General features: G+C 44.3%; 14 protein-coding genes. 2 read left to right on the top strand and 12 right to left on the bottom strand.

From position 1 onward, the window contains the following. Positions 1–8 precede the first annotated feature (8 nt). Positions 9–1,340 (top strand): aspartate aminotransferase family protein, encoded by a 1,332-nt coding sequence (locus tag AC623_RS19105; protein WP_049665610.1) that lies wholly within the window; start codon positions 9–11, stop codon positions 1,338–1,340. A gap of 49 nt (positions 1,341–1,389) precedes the next feature. Here AC623_RS19105 and phnX read toward each other — a convergent pair whose 3' ends face one another. From phnX to AC623_RS19120, 3 genes are all read right to left on the bottom strand, one after another. Next, entirely contained in the window at positions 1,390–2,220 is an 831-nt protein-coding gene (phnX, locus tag AC623_RS19110) for a phosphonoacetaldehyde hydrolase (RefSeq protein ID WP_269429929.1), read from the bottom strand. A gap of 32 nt (positions 2,221–2,252) precedes the next feature. Continuing rightward, positions 2,253–3,590, bottom strand: coding sequence for an MFS transporter (locus tag AC623_RS19115; protein ID WP_049665612.1), 1,338 nt, complete (start codon positions 3,588–3,590; stop codon positions 2,253–2,255). Between the two features lie 90 nt (positions 3,591–3,680). Next, positions 3,681–4,889: an iron-containing alcohol dehydrogenase gene (locus AC623_RS19120; RefSeq protein ID WP_049665613.1), complete on the bottom strand. Its 1,209-nt coding sequence runs from the start codon at positions 4,887–4,889 to the stop codon at positions 3,681–3,683. A 209-nt stretch (positions 4,890–5,098) separates the two neighbouring features. Here AC623_RS19120 and AC623_RS19125 point away from each other — a divergent pair, with 209 nt between their 5' ends. Continuing rightward, a complete protein-coding gene (locus tag AC623_RS19125; protein ID WP_053104187.1) occupies positions 5,099–6,556 on the top strand; it encodes a sigma-54 interaction domain-containing protein in 1,458 nt (485 codons plus the stop codon). Between the two features lie 9 nt (positions 6,557–6,565). Here AC623_RS19125 and AC623_RS19130 read toward each other — a convergent pair whose 3' ends face one another. The 9 genes from AC623_RS19130 to AC623_RS19170 form a co-directional block, all read right to left on the bottom strand. After that, the gene (locus tag AC623_RS19130) at positions 6,566–7,282 is read right to left on the bottom strand and encodes a sulfite exporter TauE/SafE family protein (RefSeq protein WP_231603555.1); all 717 of its coding nucleotides are present in this window, start codon (positions 7,280–7,282) and stop codon (positions 6,566–6,568) included. Positions 7,283–7,364: 82 nt separating this feature from the next. Next, positions 7,365–8,342, bottom strand: a complete 978-nt coding sequence (locus tag AC623_RS19135; RefSeq protein ID WP_049665615.1) for a biotin-dependent carboxyltransferase family protein — start codon at positions 8,340–8,342, stop codon at positions 7,365–7,367. Beyond that, positions 8,343–9,227 carry a 5-oxoprolinase subunit B family protein gene (locus AC623_RS19140; RefSeq protein ID WP_049665617.1) on the bottom strand — a complete coding sequence of 295 codons (885 nt, stop codon included), beginning with the start codon at positions 9,225–9,227 and terminating at the stop codon, positions 8,343–8,345. A 14-nt stretch (positions 9,228–9,241) separates the two neighbouring features. Further along, positions 9,242–11,293 carry a sigma 54-interacting transcriptional regulator gene (locus AC623_RS19145; protein WP_049665619.1) on the bottom strand — a complete coding sequence of 684 codons (2,052 nt, stop codon included), beginning with the start codon at positions 11,291–11,293 and terminating at the stop codon, positions 9,242–9,244. 68 nt (positions 11,294–11,361) lie between these two features. After that, a complete protein-coding gene (locus AC623_RS19150; RefSeq protein WP_049665620.1) occupies positions 11,362–11,979 on the bottom strand; it encodes a nucleotidyltransferase family protein in 618 nt (205 codons plus the stop codon). A gap of 26 nt (positions 11,980–12,005) precedes the next feature. Then, positions 12,006–12,806: an XdhC family protein gene (locus tag AC623_RS19155; RefSeq protein ID WP_049665623.1), complete on the bottom strand. Its 801-nt coding sequence runs from the start codon at positions 12,804–12,806 to the stop codon at positions 12,006–12,008. Continuing rightward, positions 12,784–13,164 (bottom strand): XdhC family protein, encoded by a 381-nt coding sequence (locus AC623_RS19160; RefSeq protein WP_049665625.1) that lies wholly within the window; start codon positions 13,162–13,164, stop codon positions 12,784–12,786. Before AC623_RS19160 ends, AC623_RS19155 begins: the two co-directional genes overlap by 23 nt. 5 nt (positions 13,165–13,169) lie before the next feature. Continuing rightward, a complete protein-coding gene (locus tag AC623_RS19165) occupies positions 13,170–14,405 on the bottom strand; it encodes a vWA domain-containing protein (protein ID WP_049665627.1) in 1,236 nt (411 codons plus the stop codon). Beyond that, positions 14,402–15,280: an AAA family ATPase gene (locus tag AC623_RS19170; protein WP_049665632.1), complete on the bottom strand. Its 879-nt coding sequence runs from the start codon at positions 15,278–15,280 to the stop codon at positions 14,402–14,404. The genes AC623_RS19165 and AC623_RS19170 overlap by 4 nt, the downstream gene beginning before the upstream one ends. Positions 15,281–15,323 lie beyond the last annotated feature (43 nt).

Genomic DNA, 15,323 nt, shown 5'->3' on the forward strand with positions numbered 1-15,323 from the left:
GAATATCAATGGAAGAAAAATCTGTACTCATTCAAGACCAGGAGTTCATTTCGAATGCCTTAAAGTTAAGATTTCATCCGATTACAGTGACAGAAGGCAAAGGCTGTTATTTGTTTGATGAGAACGGCCGCTCCTTCCTTGACTTAACGGCCGGCTGGGCTGTGGCTAATATTGGCTATGGGCAAGAATCAGTCGCTGAAAAACTGAAAGAACAATATATAAAACTTTCCTTTACTACACAGCTGAGCGCACCGAGTCAAACTATGACGGAGCTAGCTAAGAAATTGATTGAGATGACACCAGGGGATTTCTCGAAGAAAGTATGGTTTGGGCATTCAGGCTCCGATGCTAACGATCTGATCAGCAAGCTCGTCCCTGTAGCAAGCGGAAGGCCGAAAATGATTGCTTTTATGGGGGCTTATCATGGTCAAACGATGGGAGCGCTCTCCTTATCCGGCCATTCTGCTCAAGCAAAATTTGAAGGAAAAGGAAATGTCATTAAGCTCCCTTATCCAAATCCTTACCGGCCTTTTAGTGGGATTGGCGAACGTTTAACTGAACAAACTATCCATTTTATGAATGAAGTGTTTTCGACCATTTGTCCACCTGAAGAAACAGCCGGAATCATCGTTGAAGCCATTCAAAGTGACGGTGGGGTCATACTGCCTCCTGATGACTTTCTTGCCGCCTTAAGACAGATTTGCGATCAACATGGGATCTACCTTATTCTAGATGAAGTCAAGGTAGGAATGGGACGCACAGGAAAATGGTTCTCATTTGAACACTCTCATATCATTCCAGATGCCATCGTTCTAGGCAAATCACTCGGAAGCGGCCTCCCCATCAGTGCCGTCATCGGGCGCCAGGAATTACTCGATTCGGTAACGGCCGGCCACATGTTTACAACGAGCGGCAATCCTCTCTGTACTGCGGCAGCCCTTGAGACTATCCGTATTATTGAAGAAAAAGACTTGATTAGCCAAGCAGAGAAAAATGGACAGCACTTTTTAGAGGGATTACGTTCCCTACAAAAAAAATACCGATTTATAGGGGAAGTTCGCGGAAAAGGATTGGCCCTCGGGGTAGAAATCGTGACAGACAAACTAGAAAAGAAGCCCGACCCTGTAAAAACAGCCGCTATCTGTTACCGGGCGTACGAATTAGGTTTGCTCATTTATTATGTAGGCATTCACGGAAATGTGCTGGAAATTACCCCACCGCTCACAATCAGCCATGAAGAGATTACAAAAGCACTACATCTGCTGGACCAAACCTTTCACGATGTAGCAGCAGGTAATGTGGATTGGGAACAAGTAAAACAATTTTCTGGATGGGCTTAAAATGAAAGAGTGGAATCCGCCGATGGATTCCACTCTTTTATATAGTAAGCTAAAAACTCCTCAATACAGACGGCTCGTCATTAGCTAGCCGTCTATTGATTTTTGGGAGCAATTCATCTAATTCACCAATACTCTCAATCACATAATGAGCTCCGGCTTCTATAAATTTTCCAGCTACTGCCTTCATCTTTTCTGCCAGTAAGACAGAGTCCATCGCTTGAACTTCTTCTTCTGTTAATCCTAATTCACTGCTTCCTTTGATCACGCCTACACTCCAGGCACCAGCGTTAAGTCCTTCCTTAATGTCGCTGACAGTGTCTCCTACTTTCACCATCCGGTTCATTGGATAGACTTCTAGGTTGATCGCATTTTGGTAGAACATCCAAGGGAAAGGCCGGCCTGCAGGTACCTGGCTAGAGGAAACGATCGAGTCCGGAGCATAACCTTTCTTTTTTGCTTCTTGTTTGACGATAGCGATCATTTCAGACGTATAACCCGTTGTTGAGCCGATTTTGATTCCTGCGTTTCTTAACCGTTCAACTAATTCGACAGCGCCGGGAATCGGGTTAGAGTAAGCAGGAAGAATCGAGAAGAGCATCGGTTCAAAATCCGCATACAGCGCATGGATATCCTTCTCTTCTGGTTCTCTGCCATACACGTCTCTCCATAATCGGCTGATCCGGGGCATGCTGCACATTTCACGAATATGTTCACGCTTTTGTAACCCCATCGGTTCTCTTGCTTCCTCATCTAATACGTCAATCCCTCTTTTTTTATAGATCGCTTTAAAAACCTCTAAGGGGGCAAGACAGCCATAGTCAACCATCGTTCCTGCCCAGTCAAAAATCACAGCTTCAATCCGGGGAGTACAGCGATTCAAGGTGACTACCTCCTTTAGGCCAAAAGAGCCCATTATATTCCGGTTGATTCTATACTTTCACTCTCTTCACTCGTTCCTTTTTGAAGGGGGTCCGCCTGGCGGATATTAATCCAGCGAACGGAAAGAGCGCTGACAATTCCAGCAAAGGCTACGTAAATAGCAAGCAAGAGCGGGCTTCCGTTCTGATAGTTAAGCAAGGTGGTAGCAATGATTGGTGTCAGACCGCTAGCGAATATTCCCGAAAATTGATACACAAACGACATGCCTGTATATCTTACCTTCGCTTCAAACAATTCGGCAAATAAGGCGGCTTCCGGCCCGTAGACAGCGGCATAGAGAATGCCAAAAGGAATAATAATAGACAACCAAATAGTCGTTATGCTGCCTCCGCTTTGAGACATGAGCCAAAAGGCTGGCAAAGCAGAAAAACCAGTCACAAGGCTGCCAATCCAATAGGTTCGAGTTCTGCCGATTCGGTCTGAAACATGCCCAAAGAGCGGTATAAAGAAACACATAACGAAGGCGGCAAGCGACACTCCCAATAAGGCATCTGTCCTCGAAATTTGCAGAGTGCTCGTTAAATAGGTAATAGAAAACACTCCCATAACGTTAAAGAACACTCCATCAATGTATCTCGCACCTATACCAGCAAGAACATTGCTCGTATTGTTGTGCCACATCTCTTTAATCGGCATTTTCGATTCTTCTTTTGTTTCCTTCACTTCTGTAAATTCTGGTGACTCCGACACATTTAATCGAATCCACATACCTAGAAATATTAGAGCCGCACTCAGTCCGAAAGCGAGGCGCCAGCCCCACGCCATAAATTGGCCGTCTGATAGAGTAAAAGACAGGAGACCGACGACACCAGAAGCTAGCAGCAATCCAATGGAGAGACCGATTTGCGGAAAGCTCGCATAAAATCCTTTCCTGGCGTCAGGAGCATGTTCGTATGCCATCAACACCGCACCGCCCCACTCTCCTCCCAAACCAATTCCTTGCATAATTCTTAAAAAGAGCAGACAGACAGGCGCCCATATACCGATTTGATCATATGTGGGAATAAAAGCGATGAGCACGGTACTGCCGCCCATGATGGACAGCGTAAGAACCAGCATACTTTTCCGGCCGATTTTATCGCCAAAATGTCCAAAGATAATGCCGCCAACCGGGCGGGCCACGAAACCGACCGCAAACGTTACGTAAGCTAATAAAGTAGAGACAAACGGATCATCCGCCGGGAAGTATAGGTGATTGAAGACAATCCCTGCCACTACTCCGTATAAGAAGAAGTCATACCACTCAATTGTTGAACCTATCAAACTAGCACTAACAACGCGCCTCAACATTTTTCCTTCTGCTTTGTTCATTGTTTTCCCACCCCATTTTTAGTATCCAATAACATCACAGCCAGCTTTTATCTAACAGCCGATGCCTAAGGAAGCGCTTGCAATTGTTTTTTAATTATTTAACAGCGTCTGCTCATTCTTCAATTTGTTTGCTTCTTCCACTTTTTCTGCCAGGCTGCGATAAATACGCTCGATGTCCTGTTCGGCTGGAATTTTTCGGTTTGTCGCAATTCCATTTCCTGACAGCGCATCTGCTACAAGTGAAGGAATAGCCTTGATCAATTGCTCTGGCTCAATATATTTGCTCGCATCCTTCCAAATGCCAAACTGCTCATTGTAATGTTCAATCATTGCAATCGATTGCTCAGCCAGCTGCTCAGTCGTTAACGTCGAGTCTGCCCCGAGCGCAAGCGCCACATCTGCATAGCGTTCTTTACAAGCATCTAAGCCGAACCTCATTACAAAAGGGAGCAATAACGCTACACTTAAGCCATGGGGAATATGGAATTGAGCACCAAGCGGCCTTCCTGCTGCATGAGCCAGATTAGTAGAAGCGTTTGAAAAGGCAAGACCGGCATAACAGCTAGCTAAAATCATGTCCCGTCGTGAATCGCTGTCTTTTCCATTCTCATATACTTTAGGAAGAGCAACACCAATCTCACGGATCGCTTCAAGCGCAAACAGGTCCGTCATCTGAGAAGCCCGAGTCGATACATAGCCTTCAATGGCATGGGTCAAAGCATCTAGTCCCGTGTAAACCGTGAAGCTAGGCGGCAAGCTAAAGGTGAGTTCCGGGTCGAGCACCGCTGCATCCGGGACCAAGTCAGGATGGCTTGGATTCATTTTGACGTTCGTATCCGGATCGGTAATGACCATTATTTTTGTCGCTTCCGACCCTGTACCTGCCGTCGTGGGAACAGCGATTAAAGGCAGGCGCTTTAGCTGCTGCTGTTGAGAAACCTCACTCCATTGCATATTGGGGTTTTCTCCAAAAACAGCGACTGCTTTAGCTAGATCAATAGCGCTTCCCCCGCCAATCGCCACAACGCAATCGGCATGAAAAGCCCGAAGCTGCTGAACTGCAACCTGAACATTCTCCGTTGTTGGTTCACCTGAATAACCGCTGAAAACCAAACAGGAAAAGCCCTGTTTTACCAAAATATCCGCTACCCTTTCATGTAAACTCACAGGCGGATTCGCTAAAAAAGAATCCATAATCACAAATACTTTGCTTCCTCCCTTTGCTGCCACTAATTCATCTAAACGCTCTAGTGCTCCGTTTTCAATTACAATGTGTCTTGGCAAATCAAGTACTGGCATGTAAATCGCTCCTTTTTCTAATGAGTGAACAGTCCCCTTTTATTTTCTTTTTGAACCAAAAGGGTTGTTTTACTATTACTCAATACAAGAATCATGCCAGTGTCTAAAAATTGACAACAGTCAGAATATTTGTTAAATATTCTAATAAAGCGGTATCATTTTAACACCAAAGTGGTAATAAAATGACTGCATGAAGGGAGTGTGTAAAGATGGATGCATTAGTCGACAAGTTAACGGATAAAGTCACAACACTCAAAAAGTTAAATGAACAATTACGAACGATCATTAATTTTTCTTCTGACGGACTTTACGTAGTCGATCACCAAGGTATCACCTTAGAAATCAATAAGGCCTACGAAGAGATGACAGGCATTTCGCGAGAAGAGGTAGTCGGAAAAAACATTAAAGACTTAGTTCTTGGAGAATATTTCGACCGTTCTGCCGCTTACATGGCTCTGCAGACAAAACAAGTCACTACGATTATACAAAAAATTAAAAATCAAAAATACTTTGTTGTGACAGCAACACCGGTATTCAACAATGAAATTGACAAAGAGCGGCAAGTAAAAATGGTCGTCACGAGCGTCCGTGACCTCACTTATTTAAACCATCTGCAAAATCAATTAAGAAAAGCGGAGCAACACACCGAACAGCCTAACCGCCCTCCGGCAAGTACCGAAGACTCCCTTATTATTTTCAAAAGCCCACAGATGAAGAGCTTAGTAGAGCAGGCAAAAAGAATTGCCGCTTTTCCTACACCAGTGCTCATTACGGGGCCATCCGGAACAGGCAAGGAAGTGCTGGCAAACTATATCCATCAGCACAGCCCCCAAAAAGATCAGCCTTTTGTGAAAGTGAACTGTGCCGCTATCCCTCCCGAGTTATTTGAATCAGAGCTATTCGGATTTAACGGCGGCTCTTTTACCGGTGCCAGAAAAGAAGGAAAACCCGGCCTATTCGAACAGGCCGATAAGGGGACAATTTTATTAGATGAAATCGGTGAGCTTCCCTTACCAATGCAAGCTAAGCTGCTCCGCGTTCTTCAAGACCAAGCCGTCACCCGGATCGGAGACGTGAAGCCAAGGCGCCTCTCTTTTCGTCTCATCTGCGCGACCAATCAAGATTTGCAAGAGCTTGTCTATAAGAAGCAATTCCGCGAGGACTTATGGTACCGCATCAATGTCGTTCACCTGCCGATACAGCCGCTCTCAGAACGGACAGCCGACATCCCGCCATTAATTGACTATTATTTCAAAAAGCTTTGTAAGAACTATTATTTAGACAAACACATAGCGCCTGACACTTTATCTATTTTAACGCACTATCCTTGGCCGGGGAACATTCGGGAACTGAAAAATGTCGTCGAATTTCTCGTCGTGTCTGCCCCTTCATCTTCTATTACGCCGCATGATCTGCCTGGACATATGAAAGACCTTAATAGATGGGGATCTGCTTCGTTTATCAGCGAGAAAGAAAGCAATTATTCAGCAAAAATTGTACAGCCAAGCTTAAAAGAAGCCCTTGCTTTATTTGAGTCGCAGAAAATAACAGAAGCTCTTCACTCTTCTAAAAGCATCCGTTCTGCCGCGAAATTACTCGGAATTGACCACGCCAATTTGCTCCGCAGAATGAAGCGGCTTGGCGTTGTACACCCGCCCAAAGATTAGGCATAATGTTCACCAGCTATCAATAAGCAAATAAACACCTGTAAATAATAAGAGCCCGTACAAAAACAGGCGAAATAACTGCTGATTAATTCGCAGAAATAATAAATTCCCTAAGAACAAGCCAGCTAAAACAATAGGCAGGGCCGCCGCACTTGAAAGCCAAATCGTTTTTGAGGTACCGGCAAACACTATCTGAACGAACAGACTCGCCGAATAGATAAATAGGTAATAAGCAAGTGTTGTCGCTCGCAGCTTTTCTTTACCCGTATCGATACCTGAGAAGTATAAGAGTATAGGCGGTCCCGGCATGCCTATACTCGTCGTTAGCATGCCGGAAAAGCCGCCGGCTGCTATATCCCTTGCTTTTGTTGGGCGAATGCGGAATTTACATATTAACAAAATAGTTAACAATAAAATAATGATACTAACGCTAATCTTTAGCTTGCCGATGTCCGCCAACAGGAAAAGGACCATGCCGACAGGCAGTCCAGCTGCGCTTCCGATGATAAACCGTTTCATTAAATGATAATCCGTATCGTTCCATATTTTACGAATAAGCGTACAAGAAATGAACAAGGAAAGAATTAAATTAATTTGAATGGCTTCCTTTGGCTCAAACAGCAGCAGCAGAAAAGGCGTTGCCATAATTGAAAATCCAAATCCCGTGCTTGTTTGCAAAATAGATGCAAGTAAAACAATCACAGTAAAAGAAATAATCGTTTCCAATTGTGCTCCACCTCCCGCTAACTGATTTTGTAAACAATAAAAGCCATGAACTTTACTTACATTCATGGCTTTTATTGTTTATCTATCGTTTAATCATTTCCTCTATCTGTTCTATCTTCTTTCGCCTTTCCATACGCGCCTCCATCGCCTGGTCGATCGTCACAGCGATAAAGCGGCAGGAGGAATGCGGTCTGGATTGAGCGATAAGATCGAGGTCTTGACTAATCACTGTACCAATTGTGACAAAGCCGCCGCCCGTTGTCGTATCATTGTGCAAAACAATCAGCTCTTCTTCATTTGGAAACATGATCGAGCCAACCGGATAAGCGAAATCGACCACATTGGAGAAGCTATTACCCGCTCCAAACGGGGGACTCTGCTGAGTCAAGGAGACTTTTGCCCCTGTATACCGGTAAGCCACGCGATTCGATTCGGGTGATACCTTCCACTCAGAGTTTAAAAAGGCTTTTAGCCCTTCGTCGCTCACAAGATAGCCAGATAAACCGAGCGTTACGCGCAATTCCTGAAAAGACTCAAACGATGGAGTCAATTCAAGCGGGATCGACTTTCCGACTTGCTTAAACGCCCCGGGGAGCGGCTCATTGATTTCAAGCCGATCTCCGGCTGTTAGTTTTCTGCCTTGAAATCCGCCGATTTTACTCGTTTCATACGTCGACTTGCTTCCAAATACTTCTGCCACTTGAATGCCTCCGGAGACACAGAGATAGCTTTTCACCCCTTTTAAACATTCTTTAACTGTCAGGATATCTCCTTCTTTTACATGAATCGCTTCCCAAAAAGGAACAAGCTGCTGATTTAAATAGGCTTTCATCGGTGCTCCAGTTAAAGCCATAATCGTATTCTTTTGAAATTCGATTTCTGCCCCTATGAGTGTCATTTCTAACGCCGCAAACTCTATCGGATTGCCAACAAGAAGATTGCCAATCATAAATGAATACTTATCAGCTGCTCCTGACGGGGGAACACCGAGATGGTACTTCCCAGCCCGTCCCATATCCTGTACAGTTGTCCATAGTCCTGGGCTTTTTATTTCCATCATTTAAAAATCCCCCATCAATTCCTCGATATACTCTTTGCCTTTTGCGATATATTCTATTGGAGAAAGGTCAATGACTTTCATTTTATAACGATAATCACCGCTGCTCACTCTCGCTTGAATGGCCGTATATTCAGATTCCTCTACTGGCCTATACTTCCATATATCACCCGGTCTCGCTAAAAAAGCTGTATCCGTTAAATCCAGTAACCGGCCAGATAAATCCACTACCGGTACAGCAGACATGCCGATTAATTGATAGCTGCCTGTCCCCTGTACAGGATAGACAACATTAAACGCCCCGCCGATTCCTACACTTCTTTCTGGTGTGTCTGTTCTGGGACTTTTATATTTCGGCGCTTGGATAATATCACTCGGCTTCGCTCCAAGTGGAAAATGCCAGGCGGTTCCCGGCAGAAAGCCCACCATCGTAATTAAATAAGGGAGGCTTGAATGCTTCTCGATAAAAGCTTGTTTGTCGGTAAACCCGTTTACTTTCATGACGTAGTCAAAATTAGATAAATCCGGCTCTTGATGCCGATTTCTGAAGCGGCGGGAATATTCTTTCGTTACCGGGTCATCATACCAGATGGGGATTTCTACTATCCGTACAGACAAATCAAGTCCCGCCGGGTCACTTTTGGTGAAATCTATTTCTTTCACATAATCAGCCAGATCTCTTGCCGAAATAACTTCTGGATTGTACCGGACTAAATAAGAGGCATTCGATGAGACAATATCAATAATGCCGGGAATATTTCTTTTCCTTAACTCCTCCGTGACCGCAAGAGCCTTAAAATTGCTTTCTACTCTCATCTCCCGAGATATTTCTGCATAAATATATTCGTCCCCACAAAAATGAAAATTCGTTTCAGGCAGGTTAAACAACTCGCTCCACCTCTTCATTCTTTAAGCTTTTTCATTCGTCTGCTGATTGTAGCTGGACTTACTCCTAATACCTCCGATAATTTCGCAGCCGTCCGATACTTTTGCATCCCTCGGATAATCAACTGTGTTTCCAGCTTTTCTATCGCTTCCTTCAGTGGCATAATCTCAAAAACGAACGGTGGCTTTTCTCGTTTCTGTCCGTCTCCATAAAGTGAGTAGAGCACATTTTCCCGTTGAATCCATTCTCCTTCGCTTAACACAATTAGCCGCTCAATAATATTTTGGAGCTCCCGCACATTTCCTGGCCAATCATATGATTCTAATACATCAATCGCCTCGGGGGTAAAGCTCTTTTTAATTTCGTACATCTGTTTAAATTGCTCGAGAAAAAAGATAGCGAGCGGAAAAATATCTTCTTTTCTTTCCCTAAGCGGTGGAATTTGGAAAGGGATAACGTTTAATCGGTAATATAAATCCTCTCGAAATTCGCCGTCTTCTACCATTTCCTTTAGGTTTTTATTGGTTGCTGCGATGATTCGCACATCTACCGTGATCGTCCGCGTGCTGCCAATTCTCGTAATCTCTCTTTCTTGCAGTACACGCAGGAGCTTTACCTGCATCGTTAGCGGCAGCTCACCAATTTCATCAAGAAAAATCGTGCCATTATGGGCAATCTCGAAAAGTCCCGCCTTCCCATTTCGGTCGGCACCAGTAAAAGCCCCTTTTTCATAGCCAAAGAGTTCACTTTCAATAAGCTGCTCCGGAATGGCACCACAATTTACCCGAATAAAGGCCTCATCTCTTCTTGTACTTGCAGAGTGGATTTTATGGGCAAAGATTTCCTTGCCCACTCCTGATTCCCCTTCTAATAGAACAGTAGAATTCATTTGGGCTACCCGCTGCAATTCAGTTAATAAATTTTCTATTTTTTGTGAGCGGTATACGAGTTTCTTTCCTTGAGTAGCAACCGATGCCAGCTTATCTGTCACAGAGCTTTCCGTTGTTTTTTTAGATGTATGGTGTTGATTCGGAGCATGTGAAATGTCTCTTGAAAGGATGACGACTTTTTCTAGTTTTCCTTCATGATAAACAGGTGTAGCTACAGACCAGATTCTCCTGCTTCCTACTGATTCCTGGAGAGCTGTTATCTTTCTCTTTTGTTTCACACAGAGAGTGAAGACATCAGGCTGAAAGATATTTTTTTTAGTAAACTCGCTGATGTGTTTTCCAATTATTTTTTCAGGCTTGTCCACTTTCCAAAACTTGCTTAAAAATAGACCAGCTACACGAAGTATTTTTCCATCTTCATCAATAACGAGGATTTGTTCTTGCGAGGAGGCATATACTGCTTGTAAATCAGAGTATAAGTTACGTACAAAATCAAGCTCCTGTACAGCTTCTTCAAATACTTCTCTTAAGAAAAACATATGTACAAGTCCGGTTATTTTCCCATCAATTCTAAGGGGATAGAAGTTTCCGCTCATCTGCTTAAAATTCATCGAGCTGTTTAAACTGACGAGTGTTTCTCCACTCATGACCCGGTCGAGATCTTTATCTACTGTTAACAAAGTTTTATAGTTTCGAAACAGAAGAAAAGAACTCGGTATTCCTAAAATATTTTCCGCCGTCTCATTAATAAATTCTATTTCATAATGAATGTTCGTCCTAATAATGCCCACACCAGAGCCATGCAGCAGCTGGTTCAGCTGTGTCAGCCTCAGCTCATTTAGTTTATTTTTAGCTTCCGACACAGTAATGTACCCTGTTTCCTTTTTGTCTAAATCCTCTCCAATGATCATGGAGATGTTATGCGAAAACTCAACAGCGGAGAGTTGAGGCACCCTTAACAAATCTCTTTTATACGAGATAGGCTCATCTAGCCGTCCAGACCTCGCCAACTGCTCCATCACATGACGCATGTGACAATATCCGGCAATCACTCTCCCTTTTCTTACGAGAGCGATCTCTGTCCTGCTCTCTGCAAGCCGCTGAATAACTGTTTCCACTGTGCTTTCCGTGTCGACAACTACATCAATTGGTTTGAGAATGTCTTTCCAAATAATCAACGTACCCCTCCTGTCACTACAAAAAAGCACCTTTTCTACCATTATAATACACTTTTTATTCTAAACATTCAGTTTTTAAATCGTTCTTTTGCTTTTTCATAGGCAATTGGAGTATCAATATCAAGCAGAATTCCCTCATCCTCCACTAGCAGGCGCCTTTTATAAGCGAACTGTTCCGCTATCGCCCTTCCTCCCTGATCACCGTCCAGTCCAGCAAACATCTCCTGATAAATATGTCCAAAAAAAACAGGATGCCCAGGTATATTCTTGTATACCGGGCGAATCATAAAAGGTTCTTTATACTCTTTAAGCATCCTTACACCGCTTTGATAGACAGTATGAATCGTCTGTTCTGCTATAAATGGAAGGTCACCAAGAAAAATCATCACATTTGCCTGTTGAAGTCCTAAACTTTCTATCCCCCGTTTCAGTGAAGAGCTTTGTCCTGAATGATAATCTTCATTAAGAGTCCATTGAAATCGGCTATCCTTAACAGGAAGAAGTTCTTGGATCAAAGCCGCTTCATGCCCAATGACAGCCGTCACTTTTGTGAATTCACCTGTCAGAACGCGGTTGATGACATGACCAAGCAGCAAGTGTTCACCTAATGGGAGCAGTTGTTTCGGTCTGCCCATTCTCGAGGACGTTCCGGCAGCAAGAATAATGGCCTGCACATGTGTATTCATATTTCCCCTTCCTTTTTAATCTAAATTTACGACTTAGCCAGCTGGTGAATACGAGCTGAGTTTTGCAGGAAGCCGCCTTTGTGCCCGTTCTTTACTGCAATAATCTCGGCTAAAATACTAATGGCGATTTCTTCAGATGTCACGGCGCCGATATCGAGGCCGACCGGGCTATACATCCTCTCCAGCTGTTCCTCCTCAAACCTCACTCCTTCCTTTTCAATCGCTTCTAGCATACGAATTCGGCGAGAACGCGGTCCAAGTACTCCTATGTAAGGAGCCTTAGATGGCAGGACGAATTTGAGTGTTTCCTGATCTCTCTCAAGATGGTGATTCATTACGATGACATACGTGCGGCTATCGATCAAAACTTCCTCAGAGAATTTAGTTGTTTCGATAACAATTCTCTCCGTACCAGGAAAACGTTCTTCACTGTTATAAAAAGAACGCTGATCCACAACAACCGTTTTGAAACCTAATGATACGCCACACTTTGCAACAGGAATCGCATCATGACCTGCCCCAAATATCATTAAAGTCAAAGGAGGAATGTACACGTCGATAAACACACTTTCCTCTTCTTTATCCGCTCTCTTCAGAGTAAGCGTCTCTGACTTTGGATTAGATTCATGTAACTTCTGATTCGCTAGATCTTTTATTTGTAAATCGAGGCCCGTGTCGCCGAGTGTTCCTACAGGCTGCCCCTCTTTCGGAATGAACAGGCGTCTTCCTTCTGCCTCTCCTCCTTGCTGCAGGACGGTCGCAAGCAAGCCTTCTTTCTCTTCTTTTATACAGGAAAGCCAAGCATCAAAAGCAAGTTTCTGATACACTACTATCCCCCGCTTTCTCCTCCATTGATTGGCAGCCATCAGGCACCGGTTCAATATAAATTTCCACTGTGCCTGGACAGCCAAGCCCAAGCCCCCATACAACATCTTCGTCCATGGCGTATGTTTTTAATATTGGCGCCCCAGATGCTATTACCTGTTTGGCTGTTTCTGCGACATCCGCCTCCAGGCATCCACCAGAGATCATCCCTGTTATAGTTTCATTCTCGTCAATCAGCATCTTCGCTCCTTCACGGCGATAGGCAGAGCCAAAGACACGTACTACTGTGGCAAGTGCGGCTTTTCGGCCTGCTTTTCGAGTTTCCTCTATTGCTTGCATGACAATAGCTGTTTCTGACATTTTCTTCACCTCCGAATGGTCATCATTCTTGCCAATCTTTCAAAAGACGCCGCACTTTGAGCCTCTGAAAATACATCAATATAGGGAAGAGCCGTCTTCATTCCCCTTGCTTCAGGCTGATAGCCGTTAAGATTGAGAAGCGGATTCAGCCAAATAACAGCAGATGTTCGCTGCTTCATTTCTCTCATTGCCCTTGGCAAGCTAACGATACTGCCGGTGTCGAGTCCGTCGCTTGCGATCATCACGATCGTTTCTTTTCGCAGCATTTGAGGGCCATATTGCTGAACGAATGAACAAAGTGATTCCCCAATGCGCGTTCCTCCTCCCCATTCATCTTGAAAGACAGTCAATACAGGCAGCTGTCCATTGCTTCCTTTTTGTAATTGCGGCGTAATCCTTTTTAGTTTCGTTGAGAAAAGAAACACTTCCACATGGCGAGTATACTCTGTAAGTGCATAGGCAAACTGTAAAAATGGATCAGCATACGCTGACATAGATCGGCTGCCGTCACAGAGCAAGACAAACTTAGCGTTTAGTTTTTTAGGTCCTTTCCAAACAGGATTTACAGGAAACCCTCCTGTTTGCAGACTGGCACGCAATGTGCGCCTGCCGTCAAATCTTCGGCCTTTTCTTTTGACTGTAAGGCGTCTCGACTGCTTCAACTGTATGCATCGGACAAATTTCCGGGCCGCCTTCCTCATCTTCCCCATCTCTGTTGGCGAGATAACGACTTGCCGTTCTACTGCCTGCTGATTCGTTGTGTTGGCAGCCAGCCATCTTAATGCTTTGGAAAGTCCTTTATCCGCAGTTCCCTTTTTCTGATCTTCTTCGCTCCCAGCTGCTATAGAATGACCAGCAGAGCCCTCTGTTGCTTCGCTTGCGCCATTTTTTCGTAACGCTTCTTCCTGCTCTTCTCCTTCTTCTGCTGCATCCTCCTGCTCCTCACGTCCCGTTTGCTGCATGGAAGAAAGAAAGGGAATCTTCTCCTGATCACGGCTGCTTGCTGTGAAAAACAACTTGAACGCTTGATCGAAAATGGCCTGCTCTTCCTTGCTTGAACAGAGAACCGTCTTTAAAGCAAGCCGGAATTGCTCGCGGTCAGTGATATTAATAAAATGAAGCGCCCGTATTCCATCTTCTGCTTCTTTTAATCCAACTAAAAAACCTTTCCTTCTTAAATAACGGCAAAATGACAGGATATGCCCAGACAAATTATTTACTGAAGAACCGCCCGTTATCAATGTGAAAGAACTCCTTGTTCGATTGCCTGGTTCACAGTGTCCCAATCATCACGATCCTTAATAAAGCAGCCGAGTGTTTCACACACTGTTTTCTTATCCAGTTCCTCCCGATGCAACAGCATAAGAGCTTCTGCCCAGTCAAGGCTTTCTGCCACCCCTGGCACCTTCTGCAGCGACATTTTCCTGATTCTTTCCATCATACCGGCAATTTGATCAGCGAGCTGCTTATTGATATGAGGGAGACGCGCTTGAAGAATAGCTGATTCCTTTTCATAATCCGGATAGTCTATCCACTGGTACAAGCATCTTCTTCTCAAAGCGTCACTAAGCTCGCGGGTACGGTTAGACGTTAAGATCACGAATGGACGGTGCTTCGCTTTAATCGTGCCGAGCTCTGGAATGGTAATTTGAAATTCCGCCAGTGCTTCGAGCAAAAAAGCTTCAAACTCCTCATCTGCCCGATCTACTTCATCAATTAACAATACAGGCGAAGCCTCTTCTTCTGTTAAAGCCTGCAATAAAGGACGGGCCAGCAAAAAGTCTTCGCTGAAAATGGCGGCTTCTTTTTCACGAACTGCTGCTCCGCTATTCTCCATCATGCGGATATGAAGGAGCTGCTTTGCATAGTTCCATTCATACAAAGCGTTAGCGGCATCTAATCCTTCGTAGCATTGAAGCCGGATTAACCGGGTGTTTAGAGATTGGGCCAGCACTTTAGCCATTTCCGTTTTTCCAACTCCTGCCGGCCCCTCAATTAACAGCGGCTTTTGCAGTGCTTGTACAAGGTGCAGTGCAGCAGCTGCCGCCTGATCAGTTATATAGCCATTTTGAAGAAAGATCTTTTCTATCGATTGCCTACTGTTATGGATGGTCATCACCCCTGTTTCCCATCTATTTTAAAAATAGAAAGAAATATAG

It is taken from the genome of Bacillus sp. FJAT-27231 (assembly GCF_001183975.1).
In the GTDB taxonomy this organism is placed as follows: domain Bacteria; phylum Bacillota; class Bacilli; order Bacillales; family Domibacillaceae; genus Pseudobacillus; species Pseudobacillus wudalianchiensis.